The 15,009-nt window shown below is 70.9% G+C and carries 12 protein-coding genes; 6 read left to right on the forward strand and 6 right to left on the reverse strand.

The window, feature by feature from the left end; translation table 11 throughout:
* Window positions 1-18 precede the first annotated feature (18 nt).
* Complete coding sequence (locus ACFYMC_RS22500) at window positions 19-2,103, reverse strand: YhgE/Pip family protein (protein ID WP_388528168.1); 2,085 nt, start codon at window positions 2,101-2,103, stop codon at window positions 19-21.
* Window positions 2,075-3,007, reverse strand: a complete 933-nt coding sequence (locus tag ACFYMC_RS22505; RefSeq protein ID WP_388528170.1) for an ATP-binding cassette domain-containing protein — start codon at window positions 3,005-3,007, stop codon at window positions 2,075-2,077. Before ACFYMC_RS22505 ends, ACFYMC_RS22500 begins: the two co-directional genes overlap by 29 nt.
* 190 nt (window positions 3,008-3,197) lie before the next feature.
* On the opposite strand from ACFYMC_RS22505, the gene ACFYMC_RS22510 reads away from it, so the two are divergent.
* The 3 genes from ACFYMC_RS22510 (at window position 3,198) to ACFYMC_RS22520 (ending at window position 5,236) form a co-directional block, all read left to right on the forward strand.
* Entirely contained in the window at window positions 3,198-3,665 is a 468-nt protein-coding gene (locus tag ACFYMC_RS22510; RefSeq protein ID WP_388528172.1) for an SAV_6107 family HEPN domain-containing protein, read from the forward strand.
* A 113-nt stretch (window positions 3,666-3,778) separates the two neighbouring features.
* Window positions 3,779-4,570 (forward strand): methyltransferase, encoded by a 792-nt coding sequence (locus ACFYMC_RS22515; protein WP_388528174.1) that lies wholly within the window; start codon window positions 3,779-3,781, stop codon window positions 4,568-4,570.
* 270 nt (window positions 4,571-4,840) lie between these two features.
* Window positions 4,841-5,236 carry a DUF3040 domain-containing protein gene (locus ACFYMC_RS22520; protein ID WP_388528176.1) on the forward strand — a complete coding sequence of 132 codons (396 nt, stop codon included), beginning with the start codon at window positions 4,841-4,843 and terminating at the stop codon, window positions 5,234-5,236.
* 186 nt (window positions 5,237-5,422) lie between these two features.
* On the opposite strand, the gene ACFYMC_RS22525 is transcribed toward ACFYMC_RS22520, so the two are convergent.
* The 4 genes from ACFYMC_RS22525 to ACFYMC_RS22540 all read right to left on the reverse strand — a co-directional run bounded on the left by ACFYMC_RS22525 (window position 5,423) and on the right by ACFYMC_RS22540 (window position 10,882).
* Entirely contained in the window at window positions 5,423-7,768 is a 2,346-nt protein-coding gene (locus ACFYMC_RS22525) for a transglutaminaseTgpA domain-containing protein (protein WP_388528178.1), read from the reverse strand.
* The gene (locus ACFYMC_RS22530; protein ID WP_388528180.1) at window positions 7,765-9,135 is read right to left on the reverse strand and encodes a DUF58 domain-containing protein; all 1,371 of its coding nucleotides are present in this window, start codon (window positions 9,133-9,135) and stop codon (window positions 7,765-7,767) included. The genes ACFYMC_RS22525 and ACFYMC_RS22530 overlap by 4 nt, the downstream gene beginning before the upstream one ends.
* Window positions 9,135-10,166, reverse strand: coding sequence for an AAA family ATPase (locus ACFYMC_RS22535; RefSeq protein ID WP_388528181.1), 1,032 nt, complete (start codon window positions 10,164-10,166; stop codon window positions 9,135-9,137). The genes ACFYMC_RS22530 and ACFYMC_RS22535 overlap by 1 nt, the downstream gene beginning before the upstream one ends.
* A gap of 146 nt (window positions 10,167-10,312) precedes the next feature.
* Window positions 10,313-10,882: a beta-class carbonic anhydrase gene (locus ACFYMC_RS22540; RefSeq protein WP_388528183.1), complete on the reverse strand. Its 570-nt coding sequence runs from the start codon at window positions 10,880-10,882 to the stop codon at window positions 10,313-10,315.
* Window positions 10,883-11,255: 373 nt separating this feature from the next.
* Between ACFYMC_RS22540 and rsmH the strand changes: the two genes are divergently transcribed.
* From rsmH to ACFYMC_RS22555, 3 genes are all read left to right on the forward strand, one after another.
* Window positions 11,256-12,215, forward strand: coding sequence for a 16S rRNA (cytosine(1402)-N(4))-methyltransferase RsmH (rsmH, locus tag ACFYMC_RS22545; RefSeq protein WP_388528185.1), 960 nt, complete (start codon window positions 11,256-11,258; stop codon window positions 12,213-12,215).
* Between the two features lie 130 nt (window positions 12,216-12,345).
* The gene (locus ACFYMC_RS22550; protein ID WP_388528187.1) at window positions 12,346-12,972 is read left to right on the forward strand and encodes a septum formation initiator; all 627 of its coding nucleotides are present in this window, start codon (window positions 12,346-12,348) and stop codon (window positions 12,970-12,972) included.
* 75 nt (window positions 12,973-13,047) lie between these two features.
* Window positions 13,048-15,003: a peptidoglycan D,D-transpeptidase FtsI family protein gene (locus ACFYMC_RS22555; protein WP_388528189.1), complete on the forward strand. Its 1,956-nt coding sequence runs from the start codon at window positions 13,048-13,050 to the stop codon at window positions 15,001-15,003.
* Window positions 15,004-15,009 lie beyond the last annotated feature (6 nt).

Here is a 15,009-nt window from a genome sequence, read left to right on the forward strand (position 1 = left end):
AGGGTTCGTCACGTCGTCTCACAGGGTCAGATCGGGATGCAGCCGGTCCATCGTCCACACCTGCTTGCGCCGGGCGGCGATCGCGGTCAGCGCCAGAGCGCCCGCGGTGAACAGCGGCAGGACCGCGCAGGCCTGCCAGACCGGGCCGAGCTCGCCTCCCGTGATCAGCCGGCGCAGGGCGTCGACAATGTAGGACATCGGCAGGTACGGGTGCAGGGCGTTGAAGAAGCCAGGGCTGGTTTGGACGGGGTAGGTGCCCCCGGCAGAGGTCAGCTGGAGCATCAGTACCGCCAGGACCAGGATGCGGCCGGCCGCCCCGAACCGGGCGTTGAGCCACTGCACGATCGCCGAGAAGCAGGCGGTGACCAGCACCAGGAAGCCGATCGTGCCGGCCGCCCGGGCCATTTCGAGGCCGAGTCCCCAGTGCAGCACCGACATCAGCGCCGCCACCTGGAGGATGCCGATGGCCACGACCGGAAGCCAGCCCGCGAAGGCGATTCGCCAGGCGGAGGCGCCGGCGGCCAGGGCACGGCGGTTCATCGGCTGGATGAGCATGTACGCGACCATGGCGCCCACCCACAGGGACAGCGGAATGAAGTACGGAGCGAATCCGGTGCCGTAGTTCGCGGCCTTGTGCAGTGACTGGCTGGCCAGCTTGACGGGATCGGCCATCACTTCGGTCCGCTGGTCGCGCTGGTCCTTGTCGTAGTCGGGGATCTGTGCGGCGCCGTCGTGGAGGCCGCCGGCCAGTTCGCCGGAGCCGTCGACCAGTTTGAAGATGCCCCCGTCCAGACGGAAGGCGCCGTCCTTGAGTTGCCCCACCCCCTGGTCCAGGTCGCTGGAACCACTGCGGGCGGACCCGATGCCGGTGTGCAGTCGGTCAGCGCCCGTGGCGACCTTCTGGGCGCCGCTGTTCAACGCGTTGATCTTGGCGACGGCACGGTCCAGGTCGCGGGCCAGGTCGGGGGCGCTCGCCTTGAGCTCACGCGCTTGCTTCTCCAGCTTCGTCAGCTGTCCCCGCATCCTGTCGACGTCACCGTTGGCGTCCTTGACCAGGGCGTTGACATCCCCGGCCAGTTCGGCGGCTTCGGCGGCCGAGTCCTTGGCCTTCTTTAGGCGAGGGCACTGCGAGACGGGTTCGGCCGCGCCGGTGCACAGTTCCTGGTAGACGCTGTCCGAGAGTTCGGCGGTGGCCTTGGTGACCTTGGCCACCTCGGGTGCGCGCCGGGCGAGGGTGTCGAGGTGGTTGCGCACCACTTTGGAGGTGTCGGCGACCAGCTCCGCGGTGTGCGCGATGGTCTTGACGTTGTCGCGGAGGAACGGGCGGGCCTCGTCGGCCACGCCGTTGACCTGGTCGGCCAGCGTCTGGGTCGCGCCCGCGACCTTCCGTGCGCCGGTCTCCAGCTCGCCGGCGGCCGAATCGAGGCGTTGGAGTCCGCCCACGAGCCGCCCGCTGCCGTCCTTGGCGTCAGTGAGGCCGTTCGCGAGGTCCTCGGACCCCTTCTTGGCCCTGTCGATGCCGTCCTTGAGCGCGTCCGCACCCTCGGCGGCCTCCACCGTCTTCCCGTGGATGTCGGAGAAGGAGATGAAGATTTTGTCGAGGAAGCCCCGCGAGGTGCTGGCCGAAGCCGAGGCCCGGACCTCCGAGAAGACCGTCCGGGAGATGGACCCGACGACGTAGTTGTTGGAGTCGTTCGTACGGACCTGGAGCGCGCTGGTCTCCGGGGAGTCACCGGAGCTGGACGCGATGCGACCGCTGAAGTCCGTCGGCATGGTCAGCGAGAGGTAGAAGGTGCCGTCTTCGACGCCCTTGCGCGCCTCGGCTGAGCTGACCTCGTGCCAGGCGAAGGTGCGGCTGTCCAACAGTTTCTCGGCGATCTCGTCTCCCGCGGCGATCTGCTTGCCGCCGACGACCGCCCCCTTGTCCTCGTTTACCAAGGCCACCGGGAGCCGGTCCAGCCTGCTGTACGGGTCCCAGAAGGACCACAGGTACAGCGCTCCGTAGAGCAGGGGTAGCAGGAGCAGGGCGACCAGCGCGGCCCGCGGCAGCTTCCCCCGCCCGAAGCGCCTGAGCTCAAGCGCGGCCAGCTTCGGTGATCGCACCGGCTGCTCCTTCCTGTGTGGTGTCCTGCTGCGGGAGTTCGTCGGTGGGGTGGTCGGGGCCGGGCGGGTCGACGCGGTGCTCGGGAGGGTCGGTGCTGTCGACGCCGGTGTCCGTCCCGTCGCCCGGTGCGTCCTGCGGCTGCGCTGGCGCGGTGTGCTCGGTGGCGCCGGGGCGTGCTGCGGGGTCCGGCGCCAGGTTCTGACCGGCGGAGCTCGGGACCGGGACACGGATCGCGTCCGAGGGCGCCTCGCTGCACACCGCGAGGACCGTGACGCCCGACGCGGCGATGGTGCGCAGCAGTTCCCAGGCCTCGTCACGCTCGGCCGGGGACAGCTTCAGGTCCAGGTCATCCACGGCCACCAGCTGAGGATCGGCGAGCAGGGCCAGCGCGAGGGACAGGCGGAGTTCCTCCAGCCGCTCCAACATCCGCACCGAGGTCCGCGGACCCTTGGGGAGGGTGTCGAGGTCCAGACCGACGAGGTCGAGGGCGGCCGAGACCGCTGATCTCGTGCGGGCCGCCCGCTCCGCGCGGGGCCGCAGCAGAGCCCGGACCGGGCCGTCGTAGCGGCGCCGCAGTAGCGCCCGTTCGCGCAGTTGCTCGGCGACGGTCAGGGAGGGGTCGAGGTCGGTGACGTCGGGCACCGGCCCCAGCGCGCTGATCCGGCGGACCGCCGCCATCTTTCGCGGCACCCGGTGGCCGGCCACCTCGGCCCAGCCTTCGGTGGGCTTCATCCGTCCGGTGAGGGCCAGCAGCAGGCACGTCCGGCCCGATCCGGACGCGCCTTCCACGGCGATCAGCGCGCCGGGCGAGGCGTCCAGCGTGATGCCTCGAAAGACCCAGCCGCGCGGCCCCTTCATCCCGAGGTTTTCGGCCCTGATGGCCGCACCGTGCGCAACGTCCACGACCCTCCCCTTCGCTCACGGGCCTTCCCCCCCAGCGCCCACAATTTTTAAACTGACTGGTCAGTTCAAAAGCTACCACTCTTGGTTGGATCGCGGAAAACCGCAGCTCAGTCGGGATGTCAGTGGGGTCGCACACCATGGGAGGCGCAAGTTGAGTGGGACCGTCCCGCGCGAAGACAGGAGGTTCGTGATGGCCACTCCCGCCAACGACGTCCACCCCGCACTGCACCGCGCCACCGCCACGCCCGCCGCGGTCGACCTTCTCGGCAAGGCCCGCAACGGCCTGGCCGAGGCTGCCACCCTCCCCTCTCCGAACGAGCGCTACGCCACCGCGCACCTCGCCGCGCTGCGCACCGCCGCCGCCGTCCTCGCCGTGCGCGGTCGGCCCGACAGAAGACCGCGACGCCGCCAGCGGATCCGTAGTGCCTGGGAAGTGCTGCCCCAGGTCGCCCCCGAACTGGCCGAGTGGAGTGCTCTCTTCGCCTCCGGGGCCGCCCGTCGGGCTCGCGCCGAGGCGGGCATAGCCGGCGCGGCCACCGCCCGGGAAGCAGATGACCTGTTGCGGGCCGGGGAGGTGTTCCTGCGCCTCGTCGAGCACCTGCTCACCCTCCAGCCCACCCTGCCCGCCCCGCGGGCCGACCGCCCGGAAGCGGGCTGAGCAGGGCTGAGAGACTCGGCCCGGGCACGGGAGGCAATAGGGTGGGGAGCGCAGTCCAGCCCCGCCCTATGCGGCGGTACCGCACCGTTTCGCCCGCCAAGGAGTCAACAGCCGTGTCGGACCCGTCCACCGCAGTCGGTGGGGAGAACCCCGCCCGTCCCTCCCGTTCCTCCCTGCGCACCGCCGTGGTGTGGGAGGTCCTCAAGGACGTCCTCGACCGCCGTGCCAAGGCGACCGGACGGGAGTCACTCGACGTGCTGGACACCGGCGGCGGCACCGGTAACTTCGCTGTGCCGGTCGCTTCCCTGGGGCACCGCGTCACCGTGGTCGACCCGAGCCCCAACGCACTGTTCGCACTGGAGCGGCGAGCCTCCGAGGCCGGCGTCGCCGAGCAGGTGTCCGCAGTGCAGGGCGACGCCCAGGGTCTGCTCGACGTCGTCGGGCGGGAGGCGTACGACGTGGTGCTCTGCCACGGGGTGCTGGAGTACCTCGACGAACCCGCCGAAGGAGTGGCGAACGCCGCCGCGGCGCTGCGCACGGACGGCGTCCTCAGCCTCCTCGCAGCCGGTCTCGGAGGCGCGGTACTGGCCCGGGCCCTGGCCGGGCACTTCACCGAGGCGCGCACCGCCCTGACCGACCCGACCGGCCGCTGGGGCGCCGGCGACCCGGTGCCGCACCGCTACACCGCAGACCAGCTCGGCGAGCTCGTCGCCGAAGCCGGCCTGGCGGTCGGGCCCGTACACGGGGTGCGAGTCTTCGCCGACCTGGTCCCCGGCGTCCTGGTCGACACCGAGCCCGGCGCCGTCGAAGCGCTGCTGAAGTTGGAAGAGGCCGCCGCGGAAATTCCCGCCTTCCACGCAGTGGCCACCCAGCTGCATGTCCTCGGCTCCAAGCGGAGCGTGTGACACCGCTCTCCGCCATGATCTGCGGTGCGCTCCCAAAGCCAGTACCGCGACGGCTGCACGAACCACGGCGCCGCGCCGTATGATCGGGGGACACGGTCCGGCATGGCGGATCGGCGGTCGGGGAATGAACGTTCCGATGGCCTGCTCCGCGCGACGGTCCGCAATGGCGAATTGGCGCAGAGGGGCGGGTTTCACGGGGGCGATTCCCTGCCTATCCTGAAGGGGACCCCTGGTCGCTCCCCCCGCGACCGACGGATGAGGAGGACTCCCGTGCCGCTCTCGGAGCACGAGCAGCGAATGCTCGAGCAGATGGAGCGAGCGCTGTACGCCGAAGATCCCAAGTTCGCGACAGCGCTTGAGGGAAGCGGGCTGCGTACGTACACCCGGCGACGGGTCTACCAGGCAGTCGCAGGCTTCCTGGTAGGTATCGCGCTCCTCATGGCCGGAATGGTCGCGCAGCAGATCTGGATCAGCGTGGTGGGCTTCCTCGTCATGCTGGGCTGTGCGGTGCTCGCGGTCACCGGCTGGCGCAAGGCCCCCCGACCGGGCGAACAGCCCGTGACCGGCGCTGAGGCGTCCGGTTCGGCGCCGCGCAGGCAGCGTCGGTCGATGATGACCCGAATCGAAGAACGGTGGCAGCGCCGTCGCGACGAGCACGGGCACTGACCGTCGTACCGACTCAAGCAGACACTCATGTGGGGTCACCGCCCGGGCGGTGACCCCACAGCCGTCTGCCGCCGCACCTCACCCGCCACGCGGGCGGTGCACGCGGGCGCCCCGCCACCCGTGCCCTGAGGCGGCGGTATCGCCCCTGCCCGGGCGCCCGTGTGCCAGCCGGCTACCCGGCGTCGCTCAGCCGCGGCTCCGCTGCGCAACCAACGAGCGGCCGAGTGCCGCCGAGCGGGCCGAGAGCGCCCACAGCACCCGCACGGCGGAGCGGGGCGCGAGCAGGACCCGCCAGCGCTCGGTGCGGGACAGCGGGGCCAGGAACGCCGCACTGGCGAGGCGGACGTCCCCGGCGAGATCCGTGGGCCGCACGGGCTCGGGCGCGTACAGCACCGTCTCCACCGCCGTAGCCACCCGGTGCACGGCCTGGGACGCCTCCTCGGAAAGTCGTGCCTCGCCGACGATCCGTCGCGCCGCCATGCGCGGCGACAGGGCCTGGTCCGGCGCGATCCCGATGTCCCAGGCGGCGTCCTGGAGCTCTCGCCATGCGGACAGCACCCGCCCCGAGGCCAGGCGGCGGGACCGGACCCGGGAGCGCCACAGCACGGGAGTCAGGGGCACGAGGAGCAGCAGTAGCGCCGAGCCGGTTGCCCACAGGACCTTCGTCAGGGTCTGCCCGCCGCCGGGGCCTTCGCCGACGCTCTGGGGCGTGGCCGCGTCGCAGTCACCCGTGCGCTCCAGCTGTGGCACGCAGCCGCTGGACCGGCTCGGGGCCGGCACGGGTGCCGCACTGCGTCCCGGCAGCTCGGCATCCGGGTTCGAGGGGGTGTTCGTCGAGGGCAGTTCTGGCCGGGTGTACTGCGGAGAGCTCCCGCGCGAGGGGGTCGGCTCGAAGCGCGTCCAACCCACACCTTCGAAGTAGAGCTCGGGCCAGGCGTGCGCGTCGCGCAGTCCCACCGACATGCTGCCGTCCGCACGACGGGTGCCCGCCGTGAAGCCGACGGCGACCCGCGCTGGGATGTCCAGGGTCCGAGCCATCGCGGCCATCGAGAAGGCGAAGTGGACGCAGAACCCTTCCTTCGCCCGCAGGAAGTTGCTGATCGCGGAAGCGCCGGTGCCGGAGGACACCTCCGTGTCGTAGGTGAAGCCCCCGTTGGAAGCGAACCAGTCCTGAAGCTTGACCGCGCGGGTGTAGTCGTTCTTGGAGCCCTCGGTGACCTTGAGCGCGGTCGAGCGCACGATGCCCGGTAGCGAGGGGGGAACCTTGGTGTACTCCCGCAGCAGGACGGGGCCTGCCTGCGGCGCTCCGGCCAGCTGCGCGGCCGTCGGCTCCAACTGGAGGCTGCGCACCGTGTACCGGGCCCCACGGGTGGTCTGCCGTCGATCACCAACCAGGGTGCGCCCGGTCGGCTCGAACCGCCAGCGACCGTCGATGTCGACCGCCGTCGCCGGGTACGGCATCGGCAGGTAGGTCTGTCCGTACCAGCCGGAAGCCGAGATGGTGGAGGTGATCTCGGTGCTGCGCACGGCAGGGCTCAGCCCCTCGGGCAGGGGAAGCGCCGACGGCACATCGGTGACCCTGCGTTCGGAGGTGCGCCAGGCGGAGCCGTCGAACTCGTCCAGGGCGACGATCCGCAGGTACTGGTCCTGAGGGCGCTGGCTGTCCGTGCGGTAGCGGATGACCTCGCGGTCCTCGGGCACGTTCAGGCTGTTCTGCAAGGACACCAACGGGTTGACCGCCGTGATCGTGCCACCGGTGCCGCCTTCGCCGTTCGCCGTTCGGCCCGGCAGGTAGCCGGCCTCCATCGCGGGCAGGACCGCCGGTACCACCAGGGCGATCCCGAGCGCGACGGCTCCGATCCGCCGTCCGGCGCGCACCGGTGCCAGCGGCCCGTTGGAAGACCGCCCGCTCGGGCGCATTCCCGTCGAGCGCTGCGCGCCGCTGAAGACCCGGCCCCACTGGGAGAGCCGTTCGCGACCTTCGGCCAGGAGTAGAAGCAGGTAGCCGGATGCGGCCAGGAGGAACCACAGCCAGCTGGCCCCGCCCCGGCTCATCCCGGCCGCGATCGAGTACAGCGCCAGCAACGGCAGCCCCGCTCCCGCGGCACTGCGGAAGGTCACCGCGATCAGGTCGACCAGCAGACCGATCAGCAGGACCCCTGCCAGCAGCAACAGCCGTATCCCGTCGGTCAGCGGTGCCGGTATCGCGTAGTGGCTGACGTCTGCGGTGCCCTGGTCCAGCAGGTCGGCGAAGCGGGCGAGGGCCTCGGGCCCCGGTAGGAACCATGCGATGGCCGGGCCGGCGGCGAAGACAACGGTGAGCAGCAGGATCGAGGTCGTCAGCTGGGCGGCGACCGTCAGGGAACGGGCCAAGGGCACGCGTCGGGTCAGCGCCCCCACCAGGCTCTGCGCCCCGAGGAGCAACGCCGCCTGGACCAGCCAACTCGCCGGATGGACCAGCGGCAGCAATGCGCACGCGGTCAGTAGTGTCGCGGTCAGTGCGCTCAGCGCGAGTTTCGCCCGGCTGCTCATGTCCAACCCCCAGAACCCGTACCGCCGCCGTCGAAGGATCCGCCGCCCGGGAAGGACGCGGGTGTGCTTCCCGCCTGTCGCCACAGCGCGGGGAAGGATTGACCGGGAGACACCAGCTGGACCACCCAGCCGGCCTCTCGCAGCAGTCGGACCGGCTCCTCGGGCGGGCTGCCGCCCCCGTCGACGCCCGACCAGGCCTGTGGGTGCGACACGAAGGCCACGGCCGCGCCGCAGCGCTGCCGCATGCGAGCAGCCTGCTCCGCCTGCGCCTCGTTCAGAGCGCCGAAGAAGGCGATCAGCAATCCCTCGGTGCCGCCGCGCAGCGCGTTCAGGGCGGGGGAGAGGTCCGAACCTTCGGAGTGATCGACCACGGCGAGGGTGTCCATCATCAGTCCGGCGGCGTCGGCGGACTGTGGCCCGCCACCGGCTTCACCAGCCACGGAACTGCCGGTGTCGGTCAGCAGGCGGACCGAGAAACCCTGTTCGAGCAGGTGGGTCAGTGCTGAGGCGGCGCCCGAGACCGCCCATTCGAAGGCCGAGTCCGGCCCCGTACCCCGGTAGGCAGGGCGGCGGGTGTCCAGCAGCACGGTGGAGCTGGAGCGCTGCGGCTGCTCCTCGCGGCGCACCATGAGTTCGCCGTAGCGGGCGGTGGACCTCCAGTGCACTCGACGCAGGTCATCGCCGTGCCGGTAGCCGCGCGGGATGACGTCGTCCTCCCCGGCCAGGGCGAGCGTGCGTCGGCGCCCGTCGCCGTACCCGGAGGCTTCGCCGAGCAGCCGCAGGGGCGGTAGCGGCTCGGTGCGCGGGACGACGGTGAGGGTGTCGTAGGTGCTGAAGGAGCGGGACAGCTCGCACAGGCCGAAGGGGTCTGAGAGCCTCAGTTGCAAGGGCCCCAGCGGGTAACGTCCGCGCAGGTCGGACCGGACGCGGTAGGAGACGTCACGTCGCCCGCCCGCTTCGACTCGGTCCAGCACGAAGCGCGGACGGGGCCCGAGAACGTACGGCACCCGGTCCTGGAGCATCAGAAGCCCGGTGGGGAGCCGGGAGACGTTCTCCAGGCGCAGCTGGACCCGGGCCTCCTCGCCCGCCGGGACGCGCTGGGGGGTCAACCGGCGGTCGCCGGCGACCCGGTAGCGGGTGCGGTACAGGGTGAAGGCACAGGCCAACGGCAGGGACACCAAGAGGAGGCCCACCCGCAGCAGGTTGCTCTGACCCAGTACGTAGGCGCAGCCGGCCGCGGCGAGCCCGGCGGCCAGGAAGGAACGCCCGCGGGTGGTCAGTCCTGAAAGGGCGATCCGCAGCCCTGTCTGACTGCTGCCGCTGGTGTCCTGGCCCTTCGCGGGCGGCTGGTGCCCGCTGGCCGCCATCAAAGGCCCCGGGCGCCCGGTGGACGCGCTCCGTACACCCCGGCTGCGGCTTCCGTCCCGCGGACGGTCGCGGTGGGCACCGGTGTCTGTTGGAGGATCTCCGCGACGACCTGTTCCGCGGTGCGGCGGGCCAGCTGGGCCTGCGCGGTGGGCAGCAGTCGGTGGGCGAGCACCGGGGCGGCCAGTTCCTGTACGTCGTCGGGGAGCACGTAGTCCCGCCCGGCCAGGGCGGCGGAGGCCTTGACGGCCCTCAGCAGGTGCAAGGTGGCCCGCGGTGACGCGCCCAACCGCAGGTCGGGGTGGGTTCGGGTGGCCGCGACGAGGTCGACGACGTAGCGCCGGACCGGTTCGGCGACGTAGACCTCCCGCACGGCTTCGATCAGCTTGACTATCTCGTGGACGTGCGCGACGGCCTGGAGGTCTTCCAGCGGGGACACCCGGCCGTGTACGTCGAGCATCTGGAGTTCGGCCGCGGGGCTCGGGTATCCCACGGACACCCGAGCCATGAAGCGGTCGCGCTGCGCTTCGGGGAGCGGGTAGGTGCCCTCCATCTCCACCGGGTTCTGGGTGGCCACCACCATGAACGGGCTGGGCAGCTCGTAGCGCTGCCCGTCGATGGTGACCTGGCGTTCCTCCATCGACTCCAGCAGTGCCGACTGCGTCTTGGGCGACGCCCGGTTGATCTCGTCGCCGATGACGATCTGCGCGAAGATCGCACCCGGTTTGAACTCGAACTCGCGCCGCTGCTGGTCGTAGATGCTCACCCCGGTGATGTCGGAGGGCAGCAGGTCCGGCGTGAACTGGATCCGCTGGACGGAACAGTCGATGGACTTGGCCAGCGTCTTGGCCAGCATGGTCTTGCCCACGCCGGGGACATCCTCGATCAGGAGGTGTCCCTCGGCGAGGAGCACGGTCAGCGAAAGCCGTACGACCTCCGGCTTGCCCTCGATCACGGCTTCCACCGACCTGCGGACTCGCTCCGCAGTGCTGGTCAGATCCGCGAGGCTCGCTCGATCGTCATAGGTCGTCACCCGGCCCTCCTCGGCACCTTCACGGGCCGAAATCCCTTGCGAATCACCGGCCCACCCCGAAACACGGACACCACCGGCGAATAGTTCCGAGAGGATCTACGCGGATGTCCCCCCGCATTCTTGTTCGCCCGGAGCGGTTATGTCACTCAAGCGGCCGGATCGATCTCTCTCAGCAGTCCCGTGGTGACGTCGAAGACGAATCCGCGCACGTCATCGGCGTGCAGGAGGAACGGGGAGGTGCGTACCCGCTGCATGGACTGGCGCACGTCCTGGTCGACGTCCCGGAAGGCCTCCACCGCCCAGGAGGGCCGTTGGCCCACCTCGTCCTCCAACTCGTGGCGGAAGTCCTCCGTCAGGCTTTCGAGGCCGCAGCCCGTGTGGTGGATGAGTATGACGCTGCGGGTACCGAGCGCGCGCTGGCTGATTGTGAGGGACCGAATGGTGTCGTCGGTGACCACGCCTCCCGCGTTGCGGATGGTGTGGCAGTCGCCGAGCTCCAGGCCGAGGGCGGCGTGCAGGTCGAGGCGGGCGTCCATGCAGGCCACGACGGCCACGTGGAGGACCGGTCGGGCGTCCATCCCGGGATCGCTGAACTTGGCCGCGTAGCGCCTGTTCGCCGCGACGAGGCGGTCGGTCACGGTGCCGGAGTCCTGGGAGGCGGCTGCGGGGCCGTTCGTCGGGTCGGACCCGGTGGGGAGCGGTGTGGAAGTCGACATGGCTACGACGGTAGTGCTCACCAAGGCAGGCAGCATCGCGTGAGACTAGACAAAGAACGTCAACATGCCTTGTTGTGAGCTAATCCACATGGCAGTACTGGCGCAATCCGTACGAGTGGTTCAGCGCGCACCGCGCGCCCCCCGTGACCTCGGTGCACGGCGCGCGGGCCGGTTCGTTGACCCGACCGAACCGTGGACTAAAGTGGCGCGAACCCACCCCGCGTGCGCGGCGTGTACGTACGGCCCGGCCCCCATCCGCTCACCGGCCGGCCGGCGCCACTTCCCGGTTGCCGGCGGACCATCCCCTTCCCGGGCGGGCGGGGACCAGGCCGGCCATGTGCACGGGACGCGCGCCGCTATCTGAGAGGGCGCTTTGAGCAGCGAGTCCCGACACGTCCCGGTGATGCTCCAGCGGTGCTTGGACCTGTTGGCCCCGGCCCTGGACCGGCCGGGTGCGGTGGTCGTCGACTGCACACTCGGCCTGGGTGGTCACAGCGAGGCCCTTCTCACCCAGTTCCCACAGGCACACCTCATCGCCCTGGACCGGGACAAGGAAGCCCTCCGGCTGTCCGGCGAGAGGCTCGCGCCCTTCGGGGACCGGGCCACACTTGTCCACGCCGTCTACGACGAACTCCCCGAGGTGCTGGACCGTCTGGGGATCCCGCACGTCGACGGCGTCCTCTTCGACCTCGGCGTCTCCTCGATGCAGCTCGACGAGGCCGATCGGGGTTTCGCCTACGCCCAGGACGCGCCGCTCGACATGCGGATGGACCAGTCGAGTGGCATCAGTGCCGCCGAGGTCCTCAACACCTACCCGCCCGGTGAGCTGGTGCGCGTCCTGCGTGCCTACGGCGAGGAGAAGCAGGCCAAGCGGATCGTCTCGGCGATCGTTTCGGAACGGGCCAAGGAACCCTTCACCAACAGCGCCCGCCTGGTCGAGCTGATCAGGGACGCCCTGCCGCAGGCTGCCAAACGTACGGGCGGGAACCCGGCCAAGCGCACCTTCCAGGCACTACGGATCGAGGTCAACGGAGAGCTGACCGTCTTGGAACGGGCCATCCCCGCGGCCGTCTCAGCCCTGGGCGTGGGCGGCAGGATCGCGGTGCTCTCCTACCACTCCTTGGAAGACCGGCTCGTCAAGACGGTCCTGGCGGCCGGGGCCGCTTCCACCGCACCCCCCGGGCTGCCCGTGGTCCCCGAGAAGTACCAACCGAGGCTCAAGCTGCTGACCCGTGGCGCCGAACTCCCCACCGAGGAGGAGGTCGCGCAGAACCGACGCGCGGCCCCGGCCCGGCTGCGCGGCGCGCAGCGGATCCGCGAGGAGGAGCGTTGAGCACACTCAGGCCCGGCCCCGAGCAATCCGGGACGAAGGAGCCGTCCGGTACCGAAACCCCCAGGGTGAACGAGCCGCCCGGGACTCATCCGGGCGCGGGGCACGGCGGGATCGTGCACCGGAGGGCTGCGTGAGCAAGCAGGCCGCGCCAGGGACGCGCCCCGGCCGGCCGGGGCGGCCGGGACTCGGACGGCTGCGGCCGGCCGGCCCGGCGACCGCCGCACGAACGCCGTTCGTCCTCCTGGTGGTGGCCCTGCTCGCCGGCGGCCTGATCACCCTGCTTCTCCTGAACTCGGCTCTGAACCAGGGTTCCTTCCAACTCAGTCGGTTGAAGCGGGAGACCACCTCGCTCACCGATGAGCAACAGGCGCTCCAGCGGGACGTCGACGCGTACTCTGCACCGGACGCTCTGGAACGCCGGGCCCGGGAACTCGGGCTGGTGCCTGGCGGTAGCCCCGCCTTCCTTGAGGCATCGGGGTCGGTACGGGGCAGCGCCAGCCCCGCAGCCGCACCCGCGCCGCCCCCCGCACCCACGCCGGAGCCCGCCACCCCCACCGCCCCGTCGGCGGCGGGCGCCGGTGCCGAGCCCGCCTCCGCACAGTCCGCGGCCGGTCCGGATCCGGCCGCCCCGCTTTCCCCTTCCCCGTCCACGCCCGTAGCGGACTCGCCTTCGCCCGGCCCCTCCAAGAGCGTGCCCGAACCTCTCGGCGCGCCCGCCGGACTTTCCACGAAGCCCGCCTCGACCCCTGGCAGGTGACGCCGTGACCCCTCACGCGATCTCGACCACAGCCGCGCCCGGAACCGCCTGCCGCCACACCGTGCAGGTGTTCCGGTGAGCGCCAAGGAACCTCCGCGGCGGGTCCCGGCACCCGCGAGCCGACGCCCCGGATCCCGTCACGTCCCCCGCCCGGCCGGCCGGCGGACGGGCAGTCGCACCCGGCCGCCGGCCAAGGCCATCCAACTCGGCAACCCGCGCCCCCGGTTGCGGCTCGTCTCGCTCGGCCTGACCCTGGTGCTCCTCGCCTTCGTCGTGCGGCTCCTGCAGGTGCAGGCCGTGGACGCCGCGCCGCTGGCCGCGAAGGCGGAGCGCAACCGCTACGCGACCTACACCCTGGCCGCAGAGCGCGGGCGGATCACCGACCGCAGGGGCATCGCGCTGGCCACCAGCGTGGACGCGTACGACATCACGGCCGACCCGACGATGTTCACGCCCAAGCAGTCCAAGGCGCCGGACGCTCCCGAGCAGGCCGCGGCGCTCCTGGCGCCGATCCTCAACAAGGACGTGAAGGAGATCACCGCCCGGTTGAAGACCCCCAAGACCCGGTATGTGGTCCTGGCACGCAGACAGACCCCGCAGGTCTGGAACCAGATCAAGGACCTCAGAAGCGTCTTCGCCGAGAAGGCGGCGGCGGACCGTCGGCGCAACGGCCCCGGCGCCAACGTGTTGGCCGGGGTCTTCCAGGAGCCCAGCAGCAAGCGGGTGTACCCCAACGGAGAACTCGCCGCCGGGATACTGGGTTACGTGAACGCCGAGGGCAAGGGCGCCGGCGGGCTGGAGTCAGCCCTGGACCGCAAACTCGCCGGTCGGGACGGGGAACTGAGCTACGCCCAGTCCGGCGGCCGGCGCGTACCCACGGCGGGTTCCCGGGAGAAGCCCGCCGTCCCCGGCTCGGACATCGAGCTGACCATCGACCGCGACATCCAGTGGGCCGCGCAGAACGCGATCACCCGTCAGGTGGCCGAATCCCAGGCGGACCGGGGCTATGTGATCGTCCAGGACACTCTCACTGGCGAGGTCCTGGCCATGGCCAACGCTCCCGGTTTCGATCCCAACGACCTGTCCAAGGCCAGTTCCGCCGCACTGGGCAACGCCGCCCTGCAAGACGTGTACGAACCCGGGTCCACCGCCAAGGTGATGTCGATGGCAGCCGTCCTGGAAGAGGAGAAGGCCACCCCTGACACCCGGGTGACCGTACCCAACCGCCTGCACCGTGGCGACCGGCTGTTCAAGGACGACATCGACCACCCGACCTGGTATCTCACCCTCAACGGGGTGCTCGCCAAGTCCAGCAACATCGGAACGATCCTCGCCACCGGGCAACTCGGTCCTACTCAGCCCGAGGCCAACAAGGTGCTCCACTCCTACCTGACCAAGTTCGGCATCGGCAGGCCCACCGGACTCGGCTACCCCGGCGAGTCCCGAGGCATCCTCGCCGCCCCCCAAGACTGGTCGACTTCGCAGCAGTACACGATCCCGTTCGGCCAGGGCCTGTCCGTCAACGCCATGCAGGCGGCTTCCGTGTACTCCACGATCGCCAACGGCGGCGTAAGGATCGAGCCGACCCTGGTCCGGGGGACCAAGGGCCCAGACGGCCGTTTCGTTCCCGCCAAGGCGCCTGAGAAGACCCGCGTCATCAGCGAGAAGACGGCAAAGAGCCTTGCCGCGATGCTCGAATCGGTGGTCGACGACCGAGAGGGCACGGGCACCAAGGCGCGCATCCCCGGCTACCGGGTGGGTGGCAAGACCGGAACCTCCAACCGAGTGGATCCGGCCACGGGACGGTACAAGGGCTACACGGCTTCCTTCGCCGGATTCGCACCGGCGGACAAGCCGCGGATCACCGTGTACTGCGCGATCCAGAACCCCACCAAGGGGAGCTACTTCGGCGGCCAGATCTGTGGACCCATCTACAAGCAGGTCATGGAATTCGCACTCAAAACCCTCCAGATCCCACCCACCGGAGCTGCCCCCGCCGGGCTTCCGGTTACTTTCGAGCCAGGCCGGTGACACAGC

It is taken from the genome of Streptomyces sp. NPDC006879 (assembly GCF_042869595.1).
GTDB lineage: Bacteria > Actinomycetota > Actinomycetes > Streptomycetales > Streptomycetaceae > Streptomyces.